Genomic DNA, 24919 nt, shown 5'->3' with positions numbered 1-24919 from the left:
CACCGCACCGGAGGTTTCCATGTCACCCGCCACCCCGTTTCGCAGCAGTGCCGCGCAGACCACGCGCGCACTGCTGTCGCTACGCGAACTGATCCTCGACGGCACCCTGCCGGCCGGAACGCGCCTGTCCGAGCTGGCGGTGGTGCAGCGGCTGGGCATGTCGCGTACTCCCGTGCGCGCCGCGTTGCAGCGGCTGTGCGAAGAAGGCCTGGCCAGCGCACTGCCCGGCGGCGGCTATGCGGTGCAGGCCTTCAGCGAACGCGACGTGCACGATGCGATCGAACTGCGCGGCACGCTCGAAGGCCTGGCCGCGCGCATGGCGGCCGAGCGCGGTGCATCGGCCGCGGCGCTGGCCCAGGCACGTCAGCTGCTGGACACGCTCGACCGCATCGTCGGCTCGCCGTTGCACGCCATCGACTTCAGCGCGTACGTGCAGGCCAATGCGCAATTCCATGCGTTGCTGGTGGCCATGGCCGGCAGCGATGTGCTGGGCCGCGAGCTCACCCGCGTGCTGCAGCTGCCGTTCGCCTCGCCCAACAGCCTGGTCATGGCGCAGACCACCAGCGCCGAGGCGCGGCTGATCCTGACCCTGGCGCAGGACCAGCACCGCGAAGTCCTGGCCGCCATCGAAGACCGCCAGGGCGCGCGCGCCGAAGCGCTGATGCGCGAACACGCACGGCTGGCCCATCGCAATCTGCGCCACGTGCTGCAGACCCCGGCGGCGATCACCCAGGTGCGCGGCGGCGCATTGATCGGCCGCGCCCATCCCGCCACTGCCGGCAGCAGCCGGCCCACCCCTCTGCCTGGAGTTCCCCATGCGTAAAGACACCCAGTGGCACAGCGCCCACGTGGTCAGCATTGCCGACGCCTGCGAGGGCGTGCGCGAAATCGTGCTCGATCCGGGCACCGCGGCGCGCGGCTTCGAAGTCGGCAGCCATCTGGATTTTCGCGTGCAGCTGCATGGCCGCGCCGACGTACGCTCGTACTCGCTGGTGGGCGAGCCACGTGCCGATGGCCACTACCAGATCGCAGTACGGCAGATGCCCGACAGCCGCGGCGGCTCGCGGCACATGTGGACGCTGCAGCCCGGCGATGTGGTGGAGATCTCCCCGCCCAGCAACAACTTTGCGCTGGACGAGGGCGGCGAGGAGATCCTGCTGATCGCCGGCGGGATCGGCATCACCCCGATCATCGGCATGGCGCAGCGGCTGGCGCGCCGCCATCGCGCGTTCCGCCTGCTGTATGCCGGGCGCACGCGCCGTGCGATGGCCTATGTCGACGAACTGGAAGCGCTGCTGGGCGAGCGCCTGCAGCTGCAATGCGACGACGGCGCCGGCCCGGCGGATCTTGCTGCCGAGCTGGCGCGGCTGTCGCCCAATGCCGAGGTGTACGTGTGCGGCCCGCTCGGCATGCTCGAGGCGGTGCGCCAGCACTGGCACGCCGCCGGGCGTCCGCGCGCGCGGCTGCACTTCGAAACCTTCGGCAACAGCGGGCGGGTGCCGGCGCAGGCGTTCGTGGTCAAGCTGCCCGGGCTCGGCCTGGAAGTGCCAGTGGCCGAGAACGAATCGATGCTGGATGCGCTGGCCGATGCCGGAGTCGAGCTGATCGCCGAATGCCGGCGCGGCGAATGCGGGCTGTGCGCGGTCGAGGTGCTGGACAGCGCGGCCGATATCGATCACCGCGATGTGTTCTTCAGCGACGAACAGCGCCGCGAGAACCGCAAGCTGTGCGCCTGCGTGTCGCGCGCGGTGGGCGGCAGCATCAGCATCGATACCGGCTACCGCGGCGAGCTGGGCTGAGCGCAGCCATCCACACGCCGGCGCTCGCGCAGCGCGTGTTTGCATCCTCACGCGCATGCGCGATCATCTGCGCATGGAGTCGACTCACTACAGGACGGTCCCGGCGCCGGCACTCAACCCGCGCCAGGAACAATTGGTGGCATTGGTGCGGCAGCAGGGCTTTGCCGAGGTGGAAGGGCTGGCGACGCGCTTCGAGGTGACGCCGCAGACCATCCGTCGCGATCTGACCCTGCTGTGCGATGCCGGCGTGCTGCGCCGCTATCACGGTGGCGTCAGCATGCCCTCGAGCGTGGAAAACCTGGCCTACACCGCGCGCAAGGCGCTGCAGGCGCGCGAGAAACAGCACATCGCCGCGCAGGTCGCCCGCTTCATTCCCGACGATGCCTCGTTGTTCATCAACCTGGGCACCACCAACGAAGAGGTCGCGCGCGCCTTGCTGCAGCACCGCGGCCTGCGCGTGATCACCAACAACCTCAACGTGGCGGTGATGCTCAGCGCCAACCCCAGCTTCGAGGTGATCGTGGCCGGTGGCGTGGTGCGCGGGCGCGACCAGGGCGTGACTGGCGAGGCGACGGTGGAGCTGGTCCGGCAGTTCAAGGTCGACTTCGGGGTGATCGGCATTTCCGGCATCGATCTGGACGGCACCCTGCTGGATTTCGACTACCAGGAAGTGCGCGTGGCCCAGGCCATCATCGAGCACTCGCGGCAGGTGCTGCTGGCCGCCGACCACAGCAAGTTCGGCCGCAACGCCATGGTGCGACTGGGCGCGATCGCCCAGGTGCACGACTGGTTCACCGACCGGCCGCCGCCGCAGGAACTGGCCGCCGTGCTGGCCGAGGCCGGCACCCGTGTGCATTTGGCCTCGCCTGGCGACGCCGGCTGAGCCAATTGTTCGTTTTTGTGCGTTTGCGGCGCGGCGTGCCGACTCCGCGACCTTGATGATCCGCTTTGGCTATCAGGATTCCGACTTTGATAGGCCGTTTTACTCTTTAATTGCCTAGTTCTCAAGCCTTGAAGTTCTTCACGTCCCGAAAAGGTTTGATGTTCGAATATGTTCGAACATGACAACTTGGGTTCGCTACTGGCGCGCCCGGACGGAGACACCGATGGGCGAGACATACGATCTTCTGGTGATAGGCGGCGGCATCAACGGGGTCGGCATCGCCCGCGATGCGGCCGGGCGTGGCCTGTCGGTGTGCCTGTGCGAGCAGGACGATCTGGCCGCGCATACCAGCAGCGCCAGCACCAAGCTCATTCACGGTGGCCTGCGCTATCTGGAGCAGTACGAGTTCGCGCTGGTCGGCAAGGCGCTGGCCGAGCGCGAGGTGTTGCTGCGGCTGGCTCCGCACATCATCTGGCCGCTGCGCTTCCTGCTGCCGCATCAACCGCATCTGCGCCCGGCCTGGATGATCCGAGCCGGCCTGTTCCTGTACGACCATCTCGGCGGCAGCAAGCGCAGCCTGCCGCGCTCGCGTCGGCTGTCGCTGCGCACGCACCCGGTTGGCCAGCCGCTGCAGGAATCGCTGCGCACCGGCTTCGTGTACTCCGATGCCTGGGTGCAGGATGCGCGGCTGGTGGTGCTCAATGCGATGGACGCCGCCAGGCGTGGCGCACAGATCCGCACCCGCACACGCTGCGTCGGTGCCTGGCGCGATGCAGGCTTCTGGTACGCCGAGCTGGAAGACCGCGACGGCCGCCGCCGCACCGTGCAGGCGCGTGCGCTGGCCAACGCGGCCGGGCCGTGGGCGGTGTCGTTCCTGGACAAGGTCGCCGCAGTGCCTCACAAGCACGCACTGCGCCTGGTCAAGGGCAGCCACATCGTGGTGCCCAAGTTGTTCGACCACGACCACGCCTACATCTTCCAGCAACCGGATCGGCGCATCGTGTTCGCCATCCCCTACGAGCACGACTTCACCCTGATCGGCACCACCGACGTGGATTACCAGGCCGACCCCGCCGCGCCCAGCATCGATGCGGCCGAAGTGCAGTACCTGTGCGATGCGGTGAACCTGTATTTCCAGCAGCAGATCGCCCCCAACGATGTGGTGTGGAGCTATAGCGGCGTGCGTCCGCTGCTGGACGACGCCGAGGACAACGCTGCCGAAGTCACCCGCGACTACCAGCTGGAAGTGCTTACCGACGGCGCACCGTTGCTCAACGTGTTCGGCGGCAAGCTCACCACCTATCGCAAGCTGGCCGAAGAAGCGGTCGACCGCCTCACCCAGGCGCTGGGTGTCCGCAAGCCGGCATGGACCGCGCGCGGCGATGCATTGCCCGGCGGCGAACAACGCGATATCGCCAGCCTGCTCGAGCGCGTGCGCAACGCATACCCATGGCTGCCGGCGCCGACCGCGCAGCGGCTGGTGCGCAACTACGGCACCTGTGCGGAGCAGCTGCTGGGCCAGGCGCAGGACATCGCCGCCTTGGGCACACACTTCGGTGCAGATCTGTACCAGGCCGAGGTGGATTACCTGCGTGCCCACGAATGGGCCGTGACCGCCGACGACATCCTGTGGCGCCGCAGCAAACTCGGCCTGCGCATCGACGCGGCCGGGCGCGCACGCCTGGAGGCGTACCTGCAGACACACTCGGTCCGGCAGGCGGACGGCATGCCGGCCTGATCGAACCACGTTGCCGGCGAGGACGGGTCGCGCGGCAACGTATCCTGGCGCATTCGCCAGCATCATCCTGAGTCACGTGGAGGGCACCCTGATGAGCATCACCGAAGACCCCTGCGCGCCAATGCGCGCATCGCACCACCCTGCCTGCGTCATCGCCATCGGCACGAGGACGCGCGCATGAGCCGCCAACTCGTGGGTGAGTTGATCTCCGAAGCGGTGGCGATGTTCATCATCATCGCGCTCGGCGATTCGGTCGCGGCGATGTACGTCCTCTACGACCCCAGCCCGTACCAGAACGCCTATTGGGGCGTGTGCATCGCCTGGGGCCTGGCGGTGACGCTGGCGATCTATGTCACCGGCTCGGTGTCCGGCACACATGCCAACCCGGCGGTGACGCTGGCGCTGGCGCTGTTCCGCGGTTTCTCCTGGAAGAAGGTGCTGCCGTACTGGGGCGCGCAGGTGATCGGCGCATTCCTGGGCGCGGCCATCGTCTACCAGTTGTACGGCCCGGTCATCGACCACTACAACCAGGTGCAGCAACTCACCCGCGAAGCCGGTGGCGCCGCCGGGGTGTTCTTCACCGCACCCGGCCTTGCGGTCACGCCGATGCACGCGCTGGTCGACCAGATCATCATCACCGCGTTCCTGATCTTTGGCATCTTCGCCATCACCGAACAATTCAACGAAGCCGCGCCGACCGCCAACTCCGGCGCGCTGATGATCGGCCTGCTGGTGGCGACGCTGGGCGCGTCGATGGGCTATCTGGAAGCCTGGGCGATGAATCCGGCGCGCGATTTCGGCCCGCGTCTGTTCGCCTACCTTGCCGGCTGGGGCGAGGCCGCGTTGCCGGCCAAGGACAACTACTGGTGGATTCCCATTGTCGGCCCATTGATCGGCGGCCCGATCGGCGCGCTCGCCTACCAGTGGCTGATCCTGCCGTTCCTGCCGGCACGCGTGCGCCATCTGCAGGGCGGCAAACCGCTCGATCCGCGCTGATCGCCCTGCTGCACGACTGACAGCACAGCGCCGCCGCCGGGCAGGCTGGGTTTTATCGGCCTTTCGCGCAGCGGCGTGCACTGCCCCCTTTCTCGCCGTGCGCCAGCGCCGGCATTGTTCGAGGATTCTCCGATGGAAAAGCAATACGTCCTTGCGATCGATCAAGGCACCACCAGTTCACGGGCGATGTTGTTCGATCGCAACGGCAAGGTGGCCGGCGTGGCGCAGCGCGAGTTCGGCCAGATCTTTCCGCAGCCGGGCTGGGTGGAACACAACCCGCGCGAGATCATGACCAGCGTCTACACCACGATCACCGAGCTGCTCAACAACGCGCAGATCGATGCGCGCTCGATCGCCGGTATCGGCATCACCAACCAGCGTGAGACCGCGGTGGTGTGGGACAAGGCCACCGGCCAGCCGATCTACAACGCCATCGTCTGGCAATCGCGGCAGACCAAGGACATCTGCACGCAGCTCAAGGAGGCCGGGCACGAGCAGATGGTGCGCGACAAGACCGGCCTGCTGATCGATGCGTATTTTTCCGGCACCAAGGTCAAATGGATCCTCGACCATGTCGACGGCGCCCGCGAACGCGCGCGTAACGGCGAGCTGGCCTTCGGCACCATCGACAGCTGGCTGATCTGGAATCTCACCGGCGGCAAGGTGCATGTCACCGACTACACCAATGCCTCGCGCACGCTGATGTACAACATCCATACGCTGGAGTGGGACGCCGAGCTGCTGGCCATGCTCGACGTGCCGAAGGAGATGCTGCCGGAGGTGCGCTCGTCCAGCGAAATCTACGGCATGACCCAGACCCAGTATTTCTACGGCGAGCAGGTGCCGATCGCCGGGATCGCCGGCGACCAGCAGGCGGCGCTGTTCGGGCAGGCCTGCTTCGAGCCGGGCATGGCCAAGAACACCTATGGCACCGGCTGCTTTGCGCTGATGAATACCGGCGACAAGGCGGTTGCGTCCAAGGCCGGTCTGTTGACCACGATCGCCTGGGGCATCGACGGCAAGGTCGAATACGCGTTGGAAGGTTCGATCTTCGTCGCCGGCTCGGTGGTGCAGTGGCTGCGCGACGGCCTGCGCATGCTCGGCAAGGCCAGCGACTCGCAGGCCTACGCAGAACGTGCCGGCGACAACGACGGGGTCTATCTGGTGCCGGCCTTCGTTGGCCTGGGCGCACCGTATTGGCGCAGCGATATCCGCGGCGCGGTGTTCGGGCTGACCCGCGGCACCACCAAGGAACATTTCGTGCGTGCGGCGGTGGAATCGATGGCCTACCAGACCCGCGACGTGTTGACTGCGATGCAGGCCGATTCGGGCATCGAGCTGAAGGAACTGCGCGCTGACGGTGGCGCCATCGCCAACGACTTCATGGCGCAGTTCCAGAGCGACATGCTCAACGTGCCGGTGCTGCGCCCGGAAGTGGCCGAAACCACCGCGCTTGGCGCGGCCTATCTGGCCGGTCTGGCGACCGGGTTCTGGAGCAGCCGCGAAGAGATCGCCAAGCAGTGGGCGGTGGATCGCCGCTTCGAGCCGACCATGGCCGACGACAAGCGCGAACAACTCTATGCCGGCTGGCAGCAGGCGGTGGAAGCGACGATGGGCTTCCGCATCAGCTGACCGCTGCGCTCAAAAAACAACGCCCACTATCAGGCGGGCGTTGTCGTTTCCGTCAACCACTTGCATGGGTTGCTGACGACCTGCATGGATCACGTATTGCAGGGCTGCACGCTGCAGCCCTGCAATACAGCAGCGATTACTGGCCGCCGCTATTGGCGCGGCCGGCAATGGTGTCCGGATCCCAATGCTCCTTGATCAGGCCTTTTTCGATGCGGAACATGTCGAACCAGGTGGTCGTGTAGGTGGTGCCCGGTTTGTTCGGATTGGGCAAGGTGCGCACCGACACCAGCGTGACCAGATCGCCGTCGGCAGTGATGGCCACCAGCGGCAGCTGCACGCGCGGCTGCACCGGCGTCGGCTTCACGAAGGCGGTCAGGAAGGCAATGAACGCATCGCGGCCATTGGCCACATTCGGGTTGTGCTGGATGTAGTTCTTGTCCATGTACATCGGCGCATACTGCACCTGGCCGGCTTCGAACACGATGCGCCAGAAATCGTAGACCAGCCGCTTGTTGGCGGTTTCATACCAGGTGGAGCCAAGCAGCATCTTCTGGTGGTTGGGATTTTCAGTCACTGCGGTCTGCGCGAACGCAGCCACCGGTGCCACCAGCATGACCAGCAGCAAGGCGCGGGAGAACAGCTTATTCATGGAAGACTCCTTATGTGGAGACGGGCACTGCATTGGCAGGGATACCAGCACGCTGCACCGTTGATTGGGGGACGACGCGCCTTGGCATACAGGGTTTTCCACGCGTCGCCGCCAGCCTAACGGCCGCGTCCGCTCGCCCGCTAGCTGCCCTGGAGTGCACCAGGGCACCTGCGGTATTGGTGGTAATCAGAAGATAACCAGCGCAGTCGGTTTTCTCTCGCGCACGCACGAGGCATCTCGACGGCGGCCACCGCTACGCTCAATCCGGCAGCTCCACCAAGGGCAACCCCGCATAGTTTTCGGCCAGGGTGGCCCGCCCGGCCTCGCTGTCCAGCAGATAATCCAGTTCTGCGGCATGAATGCGTGCGGAGAACGCGTCCTGGTCGTCGAAGGTATGCAGCAAGGTGGTCATCCACCATGAAAACCGTTCGGCCTTCCATACCCGCTGCAGCGCTAGCGCCGAATACTGTTGCAGCACCGTGGTATCGCCACGCGCGTTCCAGCGCTCGAACAATTGCGCCAGCAAGCCGACATCGGCCAGCGCCAGATTCAAGCCCTTGGCGCCGGTGGGCGGCACGATATGCGCGGCATCGCCGGCCAGGAACAGACGCCCGTACTGCATGGGTTCGACGACGAAGCTACGCAACGGCGCAATGCTCTTCTCGATCGACGGCCCGGTGACCAGTTGCGCAGACAAGGCGTCTGGCAGACGCGCACGCAACTCATCCCAGAACGCCTGATCGCTCCATGCCTCCACCCGCGCATCGGCCGGCACCTGCACGTAATAGCGCGAGCGCGTCGGCGAGCGCATCGAACATAAGGCAAAGCCGCGTGGGTGCTGCGCGTAGATCAACTCGTCGTTGACCGGTGGGGTGTCGGCAAGCACGCCAAGCCACCCGAACGGGTACACCCGCTCGAACAGGCGCAGTCGCTCCGGCGGGATGCTGGCGCGGCTGATGCCATGGAAGCCGTCGCAGCCGACGATATAGTCGCAGTCGATACGCAGGCGCTGGCCATCGTGGGTGAATTCCACCGCAGGCGCGTCGCTGTCCACTCCGCACAGTGTCACGTCCTGCGCGCTGTAATACGTTGGCGCAGCGCTGCGCGCACGGGCCTGCATCAGGTCGGCAGTGACCTCGGTCTGGCCGTAGACGGTCACGCTGCGTCCGCAGCCGCGCAGCAGATCGATACGCTCCCGCCGGCCATCCAGCGACAGTTCGAAGCCGTGATGCGGCAAGCCTTCGCGTTGCACGCGTGCGCCAACGCCTGCCTGCTGCAGCAGCGCCACACTGCCCTGTTCCAGCACGCCGGCACGGATACGCCCCAGCACATGCTCCGGGGTCTGCCGCTCGATCACCACGGTATCGATACCGGCCCGCAGCAACAGCTCGCCCAGCAACAGGCCGGAGGGGCCGGCGCCGATGATCGCGATCTGGGTTCGCATGCAATGCTCCTGCCTCAGCCGACGGATGCCGGCCAGTGTGGGTAGCCAAGCACATGCTTTGAAGGGATGATTGCGTGCAGTGCTTGGACTTTTCGACGATGCCCACACGCGCGCAAACCACTGCCGCAGCTACCGCGGTTCCCGCCTTCGGCCTGTATGGCGAACAGCATGCCGACACACCCGAGCTGTTGCACTGGGAGTCGATTGCCGCACGCAGCCGGCTGCATGACTGGCGCATCGCCCCGCACCGGCACGAAGACCTGGCGCAACTGCTGTACGTGCAACGCGGTCCGGCGACGCTGCAGCTGGATGGCCGCAGCCAGCGCGTGCGTGGCGCAAGCGTGATCTGGCTGCCACCGCTATGCGTGCATGGCTTCAAATTCGATCCACAGGTACGCGGCCACATCATCACCGTGTGCATGCCCTTGGTACGCAATGCCTTGAGTGCCGCGCCAGTATTGCAGGGCGCACTGACGGTCCCGCAGGTCCTGCACGCACGCCGCGCACGCGGATTGCTCGACGTGCTGTTCGCCAGTATTGCCGGCGATCACGCGTACCGACGCATCGGCCACGAGGCCGCATTGCACGCCGCCGCAGCGCAGCTGTTGATCTGGACCGCCCGCACGGCGCTGGAGCACGCACAGGATGCGGCTGCGGTGAGCCCGTACGCCGACCCGGCATTGCGCCATCTGCGTGGCTATCAGGCCCTGATTGACCAGCACTATCGCGCGCACTGGCCGATCTCCCGCTATGCCGAGCAGCTGGGTCTGACTCCGGGCCATCTCAACGCGTTGTGCCAGCGACTGGCCGGCGCCTCGGCACTGCAGTTACTGCAGCGCCGGATCATGCTCGAAGCACGCCGCAGCCTGCGCTACAGCAGTCTGAGCGTGCAGCAGATCGCCGCCAGCCTTGGATTTTTCGACGCTGCATACTTCAGCCGCTACTTCGCACGCCATGCCGGCTGCTCGCCGACACAATTCCGCGCTGGCGAGTAGGAGCGGCTGGTCTGGAGCTTGGCTGCCGAGCCCTTGCGATAGCTCAATCGTAGAGCGGTTGATCTGCAGCTTCGTTGCACGGCCCTTGCCCGCCCACCCTCGCAGGACACGCCGCAAGTACATCCCTGTACGCGGCATCCATGCCGCGTAAGGTCCCGCGACGGCGGGCGGGCAAGGCCCAGTTGAGATGGTCGGTGGGCAAGGTTAACAGCGGTGCGCTTGGACAACGCAGATAGATCAGCCCCAAAGCGGCTGATCCACGGCTAGCCTGCAGCCCCGCCCCCCGGTCGGTTGCGCCGCGCCGGTCAGAACGGGTACTGCGGCACTTCGTTCTTGATCGTCAGCCATTGCCAGTGGGTGTACTGCTCCCAATCGGCCGGTCCGCCGACACTGGTGCCGTTGCCCGACGCGCCGGTCCCGCCGAAGGGATTGATGACTTCATCGGCCACGGTCTGATCGTTGATGTGCAACAGGCCGGTGTGCAGCTTGTCGCCCAGGCGCATCGCGCGCGACACCGACGCCGACAGGATGCCCGCAGCCAGACCGTACTCGCCATGGTTGGCAAGTTCTGCGGCTTCGTCGTCGGTATCGAACACGGTGATATTGATCACCGGGCCAAAGACTTCTTCGTCGAATGCACGCATGCCCGGACGCACGTTGGACAGCACCGTCGGCGCATAGAACAGGCCTTGGTTGCTGGCGCCGGCCTCCACCACCGCACCGGCGGCGACGCTGTCGTCCACGATATCGATCACCCGCTGCAGCTGGCGCTGGTCGATGATCGGGCCCAGTGCCACAGTGCCGCTGACCGGATCGCCAACCGGCAGATGCCTGGCTTTTTCGGCCAGCCGCTGCGTGAATGCATCGGCGATCCCGCGCTGGACCAGCACGCGGCCGGTGGCCATGCAGATCTGTCCCTGATGCATGTAGGCGCCGAATGCCACTGCAGAGGCGGCCTTGTCCAGATCGGCGTCGTCGAGCACGATCACTGCATTGTTGCCGCCCAACTCCAGCGACACCTTCTTCAAATGCCGGCCAGCGATCTCGCCGATGCGCCGCCCGGCCGCGGTGGAGCCGGTGAAGGCAATCATCGGGATATCCGGCGATTCGACCAGCGCCTGCCCGATGGCGGCATCGCCATGCAGTACATGCAGCAGTCCCTTCGGCAGGCCCGCTTCTTCCAGCACCTGCGCGATGACCACGCCACCGGTATACGGCGTGCGCGGGTCGGGCTTGAGCACCACTGCATTGCCCATCGCCAGTGCCGGGGCGACCGAGCGCAGCGACAGGATCAGCGGAAAATTGAACGGGGAAATCACTGCGATCACGCCCAGCGGCAGATGCCGCGCCAGGCTGAGTTGACCGGCGCCCGTCGGCAGCACCTGGCCGACCGCCTGCAGCGGCAGCGCCGCAGACTGCTGGTAGATCACCACCGACTCGTTCACTTCGCGCTGGGCCTTGGGCAGGATGCCGCCGGTTTCGCGCGCGATCAGCAGCGCCGCTTCGGCACTGCGCGCTTCCATCAGCTGCGCGGCACGGTGAAACACCGCAGCGCGCTCGCGCGGAGCAGTGGCTGCCCAGGCACGCTGCGCTTTCTTGGCCAGCGCCACGGCAGCGGCGACATCGGCCAGGTCGGCCTTGCCGACTTCGTGCAGCAGCGTGCCGGTGGCCGGTTCGATGATCTGCACGGTGCCGCCGTTGCCTGGCACCCAGTCGCCATTGAAGATGCAGCCATGCCACGCCGGAGCGGCGCTTGCGGCAATGGCGGTATTGGGGAGAGCGTTCATGGTCTAGCCTCCTGCTGAGGGGGGTGGTGTTACAGAGTGGTGGACGCCAGCCCGCCATCGACCGGCAGGGTGATGCCGTTGATCCAGCGCGCCGCATCGGAGGCGAGAAACACGATGGCCTCCGCCACCTCGTCGGCATACGCCGGCCGCGTCATGCGCTTGGCATCTTCCTTGACGCGCTCCTCGCCGAGCATGGTGACGAAATCGCCAAGAATCGGCGTAAACACCGGCCCCGGCGAGACGTTGTTGACGCGCACGCCGTGCTCGGCGAACCAGGGCCGCGACTGCAGCAGCGTCCAGACGATCAGCGCTTCCTTGAAGTACTGGTAGCAGGTGTCGTGCGCCACCGGATGCGCCTGCAGCCATGCGTCGCCAGATGTAAAGCTGTCGGTGGCGGCCAGTTGTTTGTGCAGTTCCAGGCGCTGCGGCCACTCGGCGCCCAGGATGGAGGCCACATTGATGATGGAACCGCCGGGCGTCATGCGCGGCAGCAGCGCCTGGCTCAAATGGCGCAGGCCCAGATAGTTGACGCGCGCCACCACCTCCAGCGGCGCGGTACCAGGGACGCCAGCCACATTGGCCAGCGCATCGATACGCGCCGGCAAGGCCTGCACCAGCGCATCGATGGATGCCGGATCACCGAGATCGGCCTGGTGGAACCCGTGCAGCGACATCTGCACCGGCGTGCGATCGACGCCGATCACCGTGGCGCCATGGAAACGGGCCAGACGGGCGACTTCGGCACCGATGCCCGATGCCACGCCGGTGACCACGATGGTCTTGTTCTGCAAATTCATTGCCACTCTCCGAAGAGGCCGGCCGTGCCGGCGCTAGAACACATGGACGTACTGCAGGTTGACGTTATTGCCGGAGGCGGCGTTCTTGACCTCCACCGGCAGATACACATTGGCAAACAGCATGTTGTTGGCATCCATCCGCCACACGCCACCGGGCCCCGCATAGAACACGCTCTGGCGGGTGTCGGCCACGCGCTGCCCATTGGTGCGGTTGTCGCGGAACTGGGTGAGGTAATAGGCGTTCACGCCAAGCCGGATATCGGGTACCACTTCCCAGGAGGTGGCGAAGTTGATCCAGCCCGCGTCGCCGGCCTGGCCGTTGCGGAACTCGAAGCCCGGTGGCAGGTTCGGCCGGCGCTCGCTGCGGAAGTTGTAGATGTAGTTGATGCGTGCGCTGACTTCCCAGTTGGGGGTCGGGAACACGGTGAACGCATATTGCGGCACCAGCGACCAGTAGCCGGCGCCCTGATTGAGATCGCGATCGCGGTCGAACTTGCCGATCGGCGCGATCGCATCGATTTCGAAGCGCTGCGAAAACACCGGCCTGCCATTGCGGATCACCGGCAGCATCTGCAGATACGGGCCGAAGGTCAGGTCGCCCACACCGGCGCCGTTGTCGCGCAAGCTGGCAATGCTGTTGCGCCCGAACGAGGCATCCAGATTGATCAGCGGCAGCAGCGTGTTGATGCCCACTGCGCCGCCGAAGAGCGTGTACGGGGTGACATAGGCGACCTGGGTCAGCAGCAGGGTGGAATCGATGCGTGGGCGGTCGAACACCGGCACGTCGTCGCCGCGGGAATCCTTGATCGCGTCCAGTGAGCTCTGGCGCAGATAGGTGATCACCGCCCAGCCGGGCGTGGTGCGGGTGAAGCCGTCCAGATAGCTGGTGCCGCCGGTATTGATGCCGTTGGTCAGCGTCGTACTCTGCGGCAGGCTCTGTGCGCCGGCCGTGCCGGCAGCAAGCAGCGACAGCATGCCAAGCGCTGCGCGGCGCAGCGCCGACGCGCGGGAAGACAACCCAGACAGGACCGATCGATAGCTCACTGCGAACATCTCCAGCATTGGGAGGGACAGCGGGAACTGCGGCGGGACAACGGTCAGGCAGGCGCGATCGACACGCCGGCAACGGCGCGTGTGCAGGTCAACAGGAAAGCTGGCCGTGCGCCTGCACGGCAGCGGCGGATTACAGGGTGTCCAGGCGGTCCAGCCGGTCGAGTGCGCGCAGCAACGGCGCCTCGCTGCTGCCCAGCACCACGCTGAGCTGCTGTTCCATGCGCAGCACTTCGGCCTCGGCAGCGCTCAGCAGGGTCACGCCGGCGCTGGTCAGCGACAGATGCTGCATGCGTCGGTCCTGGCGTCCCCGCACCTGCCGCAGCAGGCGGCGCTTGACCAGGCGTGCCACCACGATCGCCAGGTTGGGCGCCGACACGTGCAGCACGTCGCCGATCTGGCGCTGGTTGATGCCCGGGTTGCCGTCCACCAGCATCAGCAACGAGAAGTCGACCGGCTTGAGGTCGAACGCAGCCACGCAGTCCTGAAACATCCGCCGCACCAGCAACTCGGTGCGGGTGATGCGGTAGCCCAGCAGCCGCAGCAGGCGTGCCTGATCCACCGTGGTGACGGCATCCGGCAGCGGTACGGCAGTGGCAGTGACGGACATGACGGTTCTCGCAGCGAAGACGACAGGCGGACCGGTGCGCGCAACGCTCACCGCCCGCAACGCCGATCCGCGGCGTGAGCTGCATTGTAGACGCGCACAGGCATGCCGATGTGGGCGTGGCCGCCGAGCGCGTGGCACCGCCGTGCAGGCAGGTCGCCACAGGCTCATGCCAGTCCAGCGCCAGCACATGGCGGCCGCATGCGGCGGCACGCAGGTGTGGGAAGCGACGGTCATCCAGACACGGCTGCGACATGGGATCCGGGGTCGGCAAGTGATTGCGTTCCGGAATAGTTATTGATCATAACTACATTGCCAAGCTGCAGCGCAGCATGGTCGCGCTCGCCAGGCTGACCCGGCGGGCCGAGAGGCCTGGCGGGCATGGTGGCAACCGCCTGTGACAGGCACGCCAGGCACAGGTGCGCGCGGCATGCCGGGCCTGGCAGCGGTGGTGGCAATCACGACGGCAAGGCTGCGGCCGTCGCCGGACGACGCCCACGGACCCAGCCCACTCGCCCGGCGCATCTCCGCGCCAGGTAGGCCGCGTGCACACGCGCGGCCTGTGGCCAGCGGATTACGGGTTACGGCAACCAGAGCTTCTCGAGATCGCGGAAGCCCCAGTCCGAGGGGCTTTCCATCTGCGCGATGCGGTCCTGGCAGTCCGGGCGCGACAGGTCGATGTCCTGCACCAGCACATGGCTGCGCAGCTTGGCCGAATAGAACACGCGCACCTTGGGCTTGAGCAGCGCATCGGGGGTCTGCTCGATGACCACCGCCAGTTTCTGCGACTCCAGCCGCACCAACGAGCCGACCGGATAAATCCCCAGCCGGCGCACGAAGGCCTGGAACACCACCGGGTCGAAGTGCCCCTGCCACGACGCCATGCGCTTGAGCGATTCGGCCGGATCCCAGCCGCGTTTGTAGGGGCGGTCCGAGCTGATGGCGTCGTACACATCGCACACCGCGCCCATCCGCGACATCAGCGCGATGTTCTCGCCCGCCAAGCGGTTCGGGTAGCCGCTACCGTCCATTTTCTCGTGGTGGTGCAACGCGATCTCCAGCACCACCGCGTTCTGCACCCCGCCGGCCACCAGCAGGCGATGACCGTCCAGCGGGTGCTGGCGCATGATCGCCATCTCTTCGTCGGTGAGCTTGCCGGGCTTGTTGAGGATGTCCAGCGGCGTCACCGCCTTGCCCATGTCGTGCAGCAGGCCGCCCATGGCCGCCTCGACGACCTGCCCTTCGGGCAGACCGAGCTGGCGCGCCAGCCCGCTCATCAGGCCGGCCACCGCCATCGAATGCAGATAGGTGTAGTCGTCCGCGGTCTTGAGCCTTGCCACGCTGATCAAGGCCTGCGGATGCCGCAGGACCGAATCGTTGATGGCTTCCACCAGCGGCATCGCCGCCTCGGTGTCGACGGTGCGGCCAAGCCGCACATCGCGGAACATCGCCTCGACCGTGTCGCGGCCGTCTTCGAAGATCTTGCGTGCGCGCACCACTTCGGACTCGATGCCGACCTGCGCGGTGACGCTATTGGTCCGCGCGGTGCGCGTGGTGGTGGCCGGCTCGGGGGGGTCCGGTGCCGGCGGCGGCGCTTGCTCAGGCTCAGGCTGCGGATCGGGCGCGTCCGGCACCGCCGTGTCCAGGTCCAGGCCACGCGCGGTATCGATCACCAGTTGCTCGATCCGGCTGCCATGGATCTTCTCCACGTCGTCCGAATCGACCAGGAACGAGGTCTTCCAGAACGGGTGGTGCACCCACGCGCCCAGCAGCTTGTAGACATACATGCCGGGGCGGAGTTGGTCTGAATCGATGGTTCTGAGCATGCCGGCGCTGATCTGCAAATGGTCCGCGGAAGAGCCCGCCACGACGATGGAGGGTCTGTCGGGTTATCGGCAGTGCGCAGGATTTCTTTGGTCCGGTAGAACTCGCTCGCGCCGTGCGGCGACCGCTGGCTGAGCAGTTCAGTGCGCCGGCAGGCGCATGCCCAGCACGGCGATGGCCGCGAGCAGCAGCGGCACGCTGCAGGCCAGGTACAGGGCCGCCGGCGACCAGCCCGCATCCACCAGCACGCCCACGCACAGCGGTGAGGCGATCGCACCGAAGCGGCCCACCCCGATCGCCCAGCCCATGCCGGTGGAACGCACCGCCGCCGTGAAGACCACCGGCGCCACCGCATACAGCCCGGCGATGGCGGCAAACAGCACCGCGCCGCTCAGCACCGCAATGACGAACGCCCAACCCAGCACCGTGCTGTACCAGCCAAAGGACAGCAGCGCCAGCGCCGACAGCCCCAGCACACCGGCGGTCAGCCACGACAGCCGCGCACGCGCGGCCAACGCGCTGAAGATCGCACCGCCGGCGATCCCGCCCAGATTCAACAACACGCCACCGGTCACGCCCTGCTCTGCCGACAAGCCGGCCACGACCAGCAGCTTCGGAGTCCAGCTGAGCACGAAATAGAACGCAAACATCAGCAGAAAGAACGCCAGCGCGATCAACAGCGACTGCCGCCGCAATGCCGGCACGAACAGGGCCGCATAGCCCCGCGCCCGATCGGAGCCATGCGGCGGCGGTGACGGCAGTACCGCCTGCGGCGGCATGCCCATGCGCGCAAGCACCGCGTTGAAGCGTACGCCAGCACCGGGCGGGCGACGCGCGATCAGAAATTCCAACGACTCGGGCAAAAACGCCAGCACCAAGGGCACACACAGCAGCGACCCCAGCGCGCCGAGCACGAACACCGCGTGCCAGGACCAGTGCTGCAACAGCACTGCTGCGATCGCGCCGCCCAGCGTCGCGCCGATCGGATAACCGGTGGCCTGCAGCGCCAGTGCCGTGCTGCGCCACTGGGCGGTGGAATATTCGGCAGCGATGACCGCAACGCAGGCCAGCATGCCGCCGATGCCGATCCCGGTAAATGCCCGCAACGCACCGAGTTGCCACACCCCGGTGGCCAGCGCCGAGGCGCCCATGCCCACGGTCAAGATCGCCAGGCATGCCAGGATCGTCGCGCGCCGCCCGATGCGGTCGGCCAACGGCGCCAGCAGCAACGACCCCACCGCCATGCCGACCAGGCCGGCACTGAACAAGGCCCCGAGCAGCTTGCCCGACAACTGCCACTGCGCCGACACCTGCGGGGCGGTGAAGGCCATCGCCATCACATCGAAGCCATCGAGCATGGTCAGCAACACGCACACCGCCACCGCCCTCCACTGAAACGGCGTCATGCGCTGCAGTACGAAGGGTGAAGGTGTCGCGGCGCTCTGGGTCATCGGGTGATCCTGGTTAGGGAGTGCAGCTGCATTGGCAACCTCACGCGTGGCCATGCGCTCACGCAGCGCCGCCACGACGAAGACGCAAGCACGCTGGACGCTGCGACGGCCTTCGACAGCGCAGCAGTACTGCAACGCGGCAACGACAGTCGGGGTGTTGCAACGTCACCGGCACGCTAGGCCGATCGCAGAGGGCGTTCAAGACAGCGGCCTGCACGGGTGTGCGCTTATCGAACAAGCCGGCAGCGCGCTTCGCTTGCCTCTCCACGCATTCGTTGAGCTGTCTGCGCAGCGGCATCTGCGGTGTGCGCCTTGCCTGCACGGAAACGATCGACCTCGCATGTAGTGCTGCAGCGCGTGACTCGAGTGCGATCAGACCGGGCAACCCTCACGCTCGCCCGATCAGGATTGCAAAGCGCAACGCCGCACTCGTGATACAGGCATGGATGCAACGTTGCTGGCAGCGAGGTTGAACGACGCGACATATGCATGACTGCGCACAGCCACACACACCTCGATCCGTTCGGAGCGGCAGCGAACGTGCAGGCGCGGCCTCACACGCCCTGGCGCCAGCTGTTCCAACACGCTGCGCCGCTGTATCAGGCACGTCCGCAACCAGATCGATCCACTGCCGCACCAGCGCTTTCCGCATGCAGACGCTCGCCCGCTATCATGCAGGCCGTGCCCGCACCGGGCGGCACACCGACATGCCGGAGATCATCGTGACCCCGATTCGCTCGTTCCTGGAACACACCCCGCAACTGGGCGCACGCGTCTATGTCGATCCTGCCTGCACCATCATCGGCAAGGTGAGCCTGGGCGATGACGTGTCGGTGTGGCCGGGCACGGTGATTCGCGGCGACGTCAATCATGTGCAGATCGGCGCACGCACCAACGTGCAGGACGGTACCATCATCCACGTCAGCCACCATAGCCCGTTCAACAAGGCCGGCTACCCGACAGTGATCGGCGCCGACGTCACGGTCGGCCACGGCACCATCCTGCATGCCTGCACCATCGAAGACCTGTGCCTGATCGGCATGGGTGCCTGCGTGCTCGACGGCGCCACCGTCAAGCGCTACGGCTTTGTCGGCGCCGGGGCGGTCGTCGGCCCCGGCAAGATCGTCGGCGAAGGCGAGTTGTGGCTGGGCAATCCCGCACGGCTGGCCCGCACGCTCAGCGACAAGGAAATCGAGAGCCTGCATTACTCCGCACAGCATTATGTGCGGCTCAAGGACCAGTACCTGGGCACCGTCGGCACCGGCTGAGCCGTTGTCCGCCCTACGCAGGCATGGCAAGATCGGCGCCCTGCGGCGTGGGGACGCTGCCCTCGAATGGATTCGACCCGATGCATACGCGTTTTGCCCTGGGCAGCCTGCTGGCCGCCTGCCTGCTGATCGCAAGCCCGTCGCTGCTGGCCATGCCAGCCGACGCCGTCGACGAAGCGCAGGTGCTGTCTGCCCTGCAGTACCGCGACGGCCACATCGACATGCCGCAAGCCAAGGCGCACTTCGATCTGGATCCGGCGTTCCGCTACCTGGACAAGGCCGACACGCGCCGCGTGCTCGAGCAGCTGTGGGGCAACCCGCCCGACGATAGCGTGCTGGGCATGATCGTGCCGCGCACACCCGCGCTGGATGCGCCTGGTGGCTGGGCAGTGGTGGTGACCTATGCCGACGACGGTTATGTGTCCGACCAGGATGCCGCCAAGATCGATTACAGCGAGCTGCTGGCCGACATGCAGAAGGGCACCGCCGAAGACAACGCCGCGCGCCGTGAGCAGGGCTACGGCACCGTCGACTTGCTCGGCTGGGCGGTGCCGCCGCGGTACGACGCCGGCAGCAAGAAGCTCTACTGGGCCAAGGAACTGCGCTTCGATGGCGCCCAGCAGCACACGCTCAACTACGATATCCGCGTGCTGGGCCGCAGCGGCTACCTCAGCCTCAATGCCGTCGCCGGCATGGACCAGCTCGAACAGGTCCGCCAGGGCATGCAGCAATTGCTGCCGATGACCGAATTCGACCAGGGCGCGCGCTATGCCGACCACAACCCGTCCACCGACAAGATCGCCAGCTATGGGCTTGCCGGCCTGATCGGCGGTGGCCTGGCGGCCAAGGCCGGGCTGTTCGCCAAGCTGGGCCTGTTGCTGGCCAAGGGCTGGAAGCTGGTGCTGTTGGGCGTGTTTGCCGTGGGGACGGGCATCAAGCGGGTCTTCTCCCGCAAGGCGCAGGGCACCGGCAGCTGAGGCGTGCCGCGGCTCACGGCCGCGTGGCGTGCTCCAGTGCCGTCAACGTGGCCAGCGCCTGCGCGCGCGATGCGCCGCACATGTCCTCGGACGGACTCAGGCTGGCGCACACCGCAGGCCGCGTCGGCAACCCGAACAGGCGACAACGGCCCTGGCCGTCGAGCTGCACGCAGGGCACGCCCGCCGGCTTGCCTTGCGGCATGCCCGGGATGGCCGAACTGATCGACGGCGCGATGCAGCAGGCCGCGCAGCCGGCGCGGCACGGGATGTTCTTGCGCATGCCGCCAGTGTAAACCGCCGCCACCTGCCGCCAGCGGCGGCGTGGCTAGCGCGGCGGGATGTAGCTGGACAGGCGCACATCGAAGAAGGCCTGCACGGCAGCGAGATTGCTCTTGGCCTGGATGTCCGCGCCCACGTCGCGGCTCATGCCGAGCACGTCATCATCCGGCCAACCGGGGCCGAAGCACCATTGCGTGCTGGGGATATTGTTCGCCTGCAGATGGGCCAGCATGCGCGTGGTGGCGACCTCCGCGCTGCGGTTGCCGGCCGGGTAGCCGTGCTCGCCGAGATAACCGCGCTTGCCGGCATCCCGCAGGGCGTCGATGAAGGGCGTCACCATCATGATGCCGGTATCGGGCTGGATCACTTCGTTGCGCCCGCCCGGTCCGATCCAGTTGCCGCCGCCAGCCCCCTTGCTGTCCAGATAGTTGTGCGCTTCGTAGACGATGCGGTTGTAGGGATCGGGGATGTCGAACAGGCCCATCGAATCCTTCTGCCAGAGCCGGGCACTGGCATAGCCGTTGCCGCACACGAACACGAAGTGGTCGCGGTCGCGATCGATGATGGTCTTGCAGCACGCAGTGGCGGTGTTCTGCCAGTGCGCCGCCATCGACAGCACGCTGCCGTCGGCGGCGCGCTCGTCGCCCTGATAGGGCTCGTTCATCACGCCCCAGCCGAACACCGCCGGGTGCTGCCGGAACCGGTTGACGATGCGTGCCCACAGGTCGGGCAGGCCGGACGCGTTGTAGAGCGTGCACCCCGGCGTGCCGATCACGCGGTATTCGTACAGCTTGAGCAGCCCGTCGCGGCGATCGAAATAGCCCTGGTAGCCGAAATTGCGCAGCGGATAGGTGTCGGCCCAGACCGCGGCGGCCGCCGGGTCGTCGATACGGTTGCCGCGCGCATCCACAAGCGTGCCGCTGGCGTCGCGCCGATAGCCCGACTTGACGGCCACCCGCTGCGGCAGGCGCATATAGTCATGCAGCTCCACGATGGCGCGCTTGCCGCGGGCGGCGATGTGGTCCAGCGCATCCTGGACCTGGCTGCAGTAGGTCTCGTTCAAGGCCAGGCCCTGCCCCCGCGTGAAGCGCGCGGCGGTGGTCGGCAGCCGGAACAGCGGGCAGGCGCCGGCGGCGGCCACGTGCTGTGCGGTAATGGCGCGATAGTGCGTGCCGATCTCCGCATTCTCCACATAGCTGTTGGAGGCCAGGCCCGACAGGTTCAGGCCCGCAAACGGCAGGGTGGCGCTCTGCGCAGCCGCGCGGCCGCCCCACCCGAGGCCGGCCAGTGCCACCGCGCCGGCTGCGCCCTGCAGCACGCGACGGCGGGTGATCCCGGCGGTTGCTGCCGGCGTCTGGTCGATGGGATGCGGGGCTGCCGCCGCCGTGCGGCGTGGGTGTGGATGGTCGGACATGGGCGCCTCCTGCGGTGCCGTTGGTGGAGATCCTTGGCGGTGGTGCTCCCCTCTGCCGCACCGGTCTGACGGCGATGGTGCCGGTGTGGCAACGGCGCAATCTGCGCTCGGGTTCGCACTCCGGGCACTGCATGCCGGCACGCATACGTTTACATCGCATTACATGCCACGCCGACCAGCGGGAGGCGCATGTTCGCGCGCCGTGCCCGCGAACGCTCCGCCGCTGCTTTTGCGATGCGCACCCTGCCGGTGCCCTCCCCACCGCCACGGCGTGCCCTGGCCCGCGTGCTACCGTGCCGGATCACCGGAGCGCGCCGCGACCGTTGCAGCAGCAACAGTCACGACGCGGTCTAATTGCCAGCCACCGCTCGCCAATCAGCCGTCGAATTCGCCATGCCCGAGTACCGCTCCAAGACCTCCACCCACGGCCGCAACATGGCCGGCGCCCGCGCACTGTGGCGCGCCACCGGCATGAAGGATGGGGACTTCCACAAGCCCATCATCGCCATCGCCAACTCGTTCACCCAGTTCGTGCCCGGGCACGTGCATCTGAAGGATCTCGGCCAGCTGGTCGCGCGCGAGATCGAACGCGTCGGCGGCGTGGCCAAGGAGTTCGACACCATCGCCGTGGACGACGGCATCGCCATGGGTCACGACGGCATGCTGTATTCGCTGCCCAGCCGCGAGATCATCGCCGACTCGGTCGAATACATGGTCAACGCGCATTGCGCCGACGCGCTGGTGTGCATTTCCAATTGCGACAAGATTACCCCCGGCATGTTGATGGCCGCATTGCGGCTCAACATCCCCACCGTGTTCGTCTCCGGCGGGCCGATGGAAGCCGGCAAGACCAAGCTGGCCGAACACAAGCTCGACCTGATCGACGCGATGGTGATCGCCGCCGACGACAGCGCCTCCGACGAAAAGGTGGCCGAGTTCGAACGCAGCGCCTGCCCCACCTGCGGCTCGTGCTCGGGCATGTTCACCGCCAACTCGATGAACTGCCTGACCGAAGCGCTGGGCCTGTCGCTGCCGGGCAACGGCACCGTGGTGGCCACGCATGCCGACCGCGAGCAATTGTTTTTGCGCGCCGGACGCGTGGCGGTGGAGCTGTGCCACCGCTGGTATGGCGGCGAAGACCCCACCGCCCTGCCACGCGGCATCGCCACGTTCGAAGCGTTCGAGAATGCGATGACGCTGGATATCGCCATGGGCGGCTCGACCAACACCATCCTGCATCTGCTCGCCGCCGCGCAGGAAGGCGACGTGCCATTCGGCATGCGCGATATCGACCGCCTGTCCAAGCGCGTGCCGCAGCTGTGCAAGGTCGCCCCGAACACGCCGAAGTACCACATCGAAGACGTGCACCGCGCCGGCGGCATCATGGCCATCCTCGGCGAGCTGGCGCGTGGCGGCCTGCTGCATACCAACGCGGCCACGGTGCACGCACGCACGCTGGCCGACGCCATCGCGCAGTGGGATGTCACCCAGACCGACGCAGAGACCGTGCACACGTTCTACAAGGCCGGCCCGGCCGGCATCCCCACGCAGATTGCCTTCAGCCAGGCCACGCGCTGGGACAGCCTGGACACCGATCGCAGCGAAGGCTGCATCCGCGATGTCGCGCATGCGTTCTCGCAGGAGGGCGGCCTGGCCGTGCTGTACGGCAATATCGCCCGCGACGGCTGCGTGGTGAAGACCGCAGGCGTGGACGAATCCATCCACGTCTTCGAGGGCAATGTGCGCGTCTTTGAGAGCCAGGATTCGGCAGTGAAGGGCATCCTGGCCGACGAAGTGAAAGCCGGCGACATCGTGGTGATCCGCTACGAAGGCCCCAAGGGTGGCCCCGGCATGCAGGAAATGCTCTACCCCACCAGCTATCTCAAATCCAAGGGCCTGGGCAAGCAATGCGCCCTGCTCACCGACGGCCGCTTCTCCGGCGGCACCTCGGGCCTGTCGATCGGCCACGCCTCACCGGAAGCGGCGGCGGGCGGCGCGATCGGGCTGGTACGCGACGGCGACAAGATCCTGATCGATATCCCCAACCGCTCGATCAATCTGCTGATCTCGGACGAGGAACTTGCTCTTCGTCGCGCAGAGCAGGATGCCAAGGGCTGGAAGCCGGTGGAAGTGCGCCCACGCAAGGTCACTACGGCGTTGAAGGCCTACGCGTTGCTGGCGACCAGCGCGGATAAGGGTGCGGTGCGCGACAAGGCGCTGCTGGACGGCTGAAGCATTGCCATGAAGACCGCGGATTTTTAGCGGTCTTCATCGACTCCGGGCATCGGACTGTGGGAGGCACTTCATTCCCGACGCTTGGCTGCAAATACCACAGCGGGTTGGTTTTTCTTGCCCGCAGCGTCAACCACCGCCGAGGCCCAGCCCATCCAGCAGGCTGTGCACCGCCGACGCCCCGCTCCCAGCACATGCGTGTAGATCTGCGTGGTCGCCACATCCTGGTGGCCCAACAGCTCCTGCATGGTGCGCGCGAGCTCCTCGGCCGAGAGCACCACCGGAATACACCGCGCCCGCTTGGCGCGCTGCAGTCTCTCCATCCAGGGCAACTCCGCGCCCAAAACCTCGCGATACAGGAACAGCAGCGCCGCCAGCGCCTGATGTTGCGTGCCGGCCGACACCTGGCCCTGCGTCGCCAGTTCGGTGAGAAACGCCTCGATCTCTGCCTGCCCCATCTGCACTGGATGCCGTTTGCCGTTTTCCAGAATGAAGCGTCGGATCCAGCCCACAGACGCCTGCTCGGTACGCAGGCTGTAGTAGCGAAGCTGCAGCCGACCACGCACCTGATTCAACAGCTCAGGGGTCAGAGGCGTCATTACACCTGCATCGTCACGGGTGTAATTCATACGCCTGCGCAAACGTCGGATAACGCAACCAGCATTGATACAAAGACTGCCGGTTACCATCTGGCAAGTCATTGTTACGGAATAGGAATTGCCCCTTCCCAGACCTCCGGCCTTAGTCGATACTTGGCGCAACATCGCTCTCAGGCGGTCCAATCGTGGTTAGGCACCGCATGCAGCTAATTGGCTTTTCAATTGCCGAAGACTTTATCGCGCTTGAACGCGGGCTTGACCGTTTTGACCTACACAACAACTTTGACTTTCAGGGCATGTCATACGCCCCAGCGCAACAGACGTTAGAGCTACATTGGCACCGTGGCACCGGCGATTGGGTAAAGCCATCAGACCCGCCTGAGCTCTCACTCAGCTTTGCGGGGGTGTACTTGTTCAAAGCTCAGGAGCGAGATCCGACAGTTCCATTCACCGAGGATAACTGCTTGGACTCCCTTGGATTCATGTGGGACGACCTAT

Annotated in this window: 20 protein-coding genes and 2 pseudogenes; 10 read left to right on the top strand and 12 right to left on the bottom strand. The window is 66.4% G+C overall.

Annotation, left to right across the window (positions count from 1 at the left end):
• Positions 1-19: 19 nt before the first annotated feature.
• From AC1PLS_RS02120 to glpK, 6 genes are all read left to right on the top strand, one after another.
• Positions 20-823 (top strand): GntR family transcriptional regulator, encoded by an 804-nt coding sequence (locus AC1PLS_RS02120; protein ID WP_016904720.1) that lies wholly within the window; start codon positions 20-22, stop codon positions 821-823.
• Entirely contained in the window at positions 816-1799 is a 984-nt protein-coding gene (locus AC1PLS_RS02115; RefSeq protein WP_024938795.1) for a PDR/VanB family oxidoreductase, read from the top strand. Before AC1PLS_RS02120 ends, AC1PLS_RS02115 begins: the two co-directional genes overlap by 8 nt.
• Positions 1800-1854: 55 nt before the next feature.
• Positions 1855-2682, top strand: a complete 828-nt coding sequence (locus AC1PLS_RS02110) for a DeoR/GlpR family DNA-binding transcription regulator (protein WP_184432386.1) — start codon at positions 1855-1857, stop codon at positions 2680-2682.
• A 223-nt stretch (positions 2683-2905) separates the two neighbouring features.
• Positions 2906-4420, top strand: a complete 1515-nt coding sequence (glpD, locus tag AC1PLS_RS02105) for a glycerol-3-phosphate dehydrogenase (RefSeq protein ID WP_104577375.1) — start codon at positions 2906-2908, stop codon at positions 4418-4420.
• Positions 4421-4597: 177 nt separating this feature from the next.
• On the top strand, positions 4598-5416 hold the full coding sequence (locus AC1PLS_RS02100) for an MIP/aquaporin family protein (RefSeq protein WP_016904933.1): 819 nt from the start codon (positions 4598-4600) through the stop codon (positions 5414-5416).
• A gap of 132 nt (positions 5417-5548) precedes the next feature.
• Positions 5549-7048 (top strand): glycerol kinase GlpK, encoded by a 1500-nt coding sequence (gene glpK, locus AC1PLS_RS02095; RefSeq protein ID WP_039517354.1) that lies wholly within the window; start codon positions 5549-5551, stop codon positions 7046-7048.
• Between the two features lie 136 nt (positions 7049-7184).
• On the opposite strand, the gene AC1PLS_RS02090 is transcribed toward glpK, so the two are convergent.
• Positions 7185-7697: a nuclear transport factor 2 family protein gene (locus tag AC1PLS_RS02090; RefSeq protein ID WP_016903479.1), complete on the bottom strand. Its 513-nt coding sequence runs from the start codon at positions 7695-7697 to the stop codon at positions 7185-7187.
• A 259-nt stretch (positions 7698-7956) separates the two neighbouring features.
• The gene (pobA, locus tag AC1PLS_RS02085) at positions 7957-9141 is read right to left on the bottom strand and encodes a 4-hydroxybenzoate 3-monooxygenase (protein WP_481104163.1); all 1185 of its coding nucleotides are present in this window, start codon (positions 9139-9141) and stop codon (positions 7957-7959) included.
• A gap of 98 nt (positions 9142-9239) precedes the next feature.
• Between pobA and AC1PLS_RS02080 the strand changes: the two genes are divergently transcribed.
• Positions 9240-10136: a helix-turn-helix domain-containing protein gene (locus tag AC1PLS_RS02080; protein WP_481104162.1), complete on the top strand. Its 897-nt coding sequence runs from the start codon at positions 9240-9242 to the stop codon at positions 10134-10136.
• 305 nt (positions 10137-10441) lie between these two features.
• On the opposite strand, the gene AC1PLS_RS02075 is transcribed toward AC1PLS_RS02080, so the two are convergent.
• From AC1PLS_RS02075 to AC1PLS_RS02050, 6 genes are all read right to left on the bottom strand, one after another.
• Complete coding sequence (locus AC1PLS_RS02075) at positions 10442-11923, bottom strand: benzaldehyde dehydrogenase (RefSeq protein WP_104553186.1); 1482 nt, start codon at positions 11921-11923, stop codon at positions 10442-10444.
• Positions 11924-11952: 29 nt separating this feature from the next.
• Complete coding sequence (locus tag AC1PLS_RS02070) at positions 11953-12720, bottom strand: coniferyl-alcohol dehydrogenase (RefSeq protein WP_024938803.1); 768 nt, start codon at positions 12718-12720, stop codon at positions 11953-11955.
• A gap of 33 nt (positions 12721-12753) precedes the next feature.
• Positions 12754-13782: a SphA family protein gene (locus AC1PLS_RS02065; protein ID WP_439654992.1), complete on the bottom strand. Its 1029-nt coding sequence runs from the start codon at positions 13780-13782 to the stop codon at positions 12754-12756.
• A 121-nt stretch (positions 13783-13903) separates the two neighbouring features.
• A complete protein-coding gene (locus tag AC1PLS_RS02060) occupies positions 13904-14380 on the bottom strand; it encodes a MarR family winged helix-turn-helix transcriptional regulator (protein ID WP_126965400.1) in 477 nt (158 codons plus the stop codon).
• 578 nt (positions 14381-14958) lie between these two features.
• Positions 14959-16203, bottom strand: coding sequence for an HD-GYP domain-containing protein (locus AC1PLS_RS02055; protein ID WP_435014255.1), 1245 nt, complete (start codon positions 16201-16203; stop codon positions 14959-14961).
• A gap of 138 nt (positions 16204-16341) precedes the next feature.
• A complete protein-coding gene (locus tag AC1PLS_RS02050; protein WP_481104161.1) occupies positions 16342-17652 on the bottom strand; it encodes an MFS transporter in 1311 nt (436 codons plus the stop codon).
• Positions 17653-18374: 722 nt separating this feature from the next.
• On the opposite strand from AC1PLS_RS02050, the gene AC1PLS_RS02045 reads away from it, so the two are divergent.
• Positions 18375-18920 carry a gamma carbonic anhydrase family protein gene (locus AC1PLS_RS02045; protein ID WP_024938808.1) on the top strand — a complete coding sequence of 182 codons (546 nt, stop codon included), beginning with the start codon at positions 18375-18377 and terminating at the stop codon, positions 18918-18920.
• A gap of 80 nt (positions 18921-19000) precedes the next feature.
• Positions 19001-19897, top strand: coding sequence for a DUF2167 domain-containing protein (locus AC1PLS_RS02040; RefSeq protein ID WP_481104160.1), 897 nt, complete (start codon positions 19001-19003; stop codon positions 19895-19897).
• 13 nt (positions 19898-19910) lie between these two features.
• On the opposite strand, the gene AC1PLS_RS02035 is transcribed toward AC1PLS_RS02040, so the two are convergent.
• Together AC1PLS_RS02035 and AC1PLS_RS02030 are read right to left on the bottom strand one after the other, a co-directional pair.
• The gene (locus tag AC1PLS_RS02035; RefSeq protein ID WP_481104159.1) at positions 19911-20177 is read right to left on the bottom strand and encodes a YkgJ family cysteine cluster protein; all 267 of its coding nucleotides are present in this window, start codon (positions 20175-20177) and stop codon (positions 19911-19913) included.
• 45 nt (positions 20178-20222) lie between these two features.
• Positions 20223-21590: a glycoside hydrolase family 5 protein gene (locus AC1PLS_RS02030; protein WP_184380998.1), complete on the bottom strand. Its 1368-nt coding sequence runs from the start codon at positions 21588-21590 to the stop codon at positions 20223-20225.
• 393 nt (positions 21591-21983) lie between these two features.
• On the opposite strand from AC1PLS_RS02030, the gene ilvD reads away from it, so the two are divergent.
• Positions 21984-23822 (top strand): dihydroxy-acid dehydratase, encoded by a 1839-nt coding sequence (gene ilvD, locus AC1PLS_RS02025; RefSeq protein WP_046345393.1) that lies wholly within the window; start codon positions 21984-21986, stop codon positions 23820-23822.
• Between the two features lie 71 nt (positions 23823-23893).
• Here ilvD and AC1PLS_RS02020 read toward each other — a convergent pair.
• Positions 23894-24076, bottom strand: a pseudogene (locus AC1PLS_RS02020) (hypothetical protein); the annotation flags it as partial.
• Positions 24053-24421, bottom strand: a pseudogene (locus AC1PLS_RS02015) (phage integrase N-terminal SAM-like domain-containing protein); the annotation flags it as partial. The pseudogenes AC1PLS_RS02020 and AC1PLS_RS02015, both read right to left, overlap by 24 nt.
• Positions 24422-24919 lie beyond the last annotated feature (498 nt).

Source organism: Xanthomonas sp. NCPPB 3218 (assembly GCF_056725185.1).
The sequence above is the reverse complement of the archived record's forward strand: the minus strand, read 5'-3'. Positions and strand labels throughout refer to the sequence as shown.